Here is an 855-nt window from a genome sequence, read left to right as displayed (position 1 = left end):
CGTCAAGGCCGCGCTGGAATGCGTGCCGGCCTCGGCCCACCCGATGGACGTGATGCGCACCGGCGTGTCGGTGCTGGGCACCGTGCTGCCGGAGAAGGACGACCACAACACCCCGGGCGCGCGCGACATCGCCGACCAGCTGATGGCCAGCCTGGGCTCGATGCTGCTGTACTGGTACCACTTCAGCCACAACGGCCGCCGCATCGAAGTCGAGACCGACGACGACTCCATCGGCGCCCACTTCCTGCACCTGCTGCACGGCAAGAAGCCGTCGGCCCAGTGGGAACGCGCGATGCACACCTCGATGATCCTGTACGCGGAGCACGAGTTCAACGCATCGACCTTCACCGGCCGCGTGATCGCCGGCACGGGCTCGGACATGCACTCGGCCATTTGCGGCGCGATCGGCGCGCTGCGCGGCCCGAAGCACGGCGGCGCCAATGAAGTGGCCTTCGAGATCCAGAAGCGCTACGACAACGCCGACGAAGCCGAAGCGGATATCCGCCGCCGCGTGGAGAACAAGGAAGTCGTGATCGGCTTTGGCCATCCGGTGTACACCATTGCCGACCCGCGCAACCAGGTGATCAAGGCCACCGCGCGCGAACTGTCGAAGGAAGCCGGCTCGATGAAGATGTTCGACATCGCCGAGCGCCTGGAAACGGTGATGTGGGACATCAAGAAGATGTTCCCGAACCTGGACTGGTTCAGCGCCGTGAGCTATCACATGATGGGCGTGCCGACCGCGATGTTCACGCCGCTGTTCGTGATCGCGCGTACGTCGGGCTGGGCTGCGCACATCATCGAGCAGCGCATCGATAACAAGATCATCCGCCCGAGCGCCAACTACACTGGTCC

Annotated in this window: 1 protein-coding gene; it reads left to right on the top strand. The window is 64.9% G+C overall.

Annotated features, from left to right (window positions below; all coding sequences use genetic code 11):
* Positions 1-855 (top strand): bifunctional 2-methylcitrate synthase/citrate synthase (gene prpC, locus AC3FKH_RS34470; protein WP_488680162.1); only part of this gene is annotated, 855 nt, incomplete at both ends.

Source organism: Cupriavidus sp. 21MJTG02-4 (assembly GCF_057798975.1).
The sequence above is the reverse complement of the archived record's forward strand: the minus strand, read 5'-3'. Positions and strand labels throughout refer to the sequence as shown.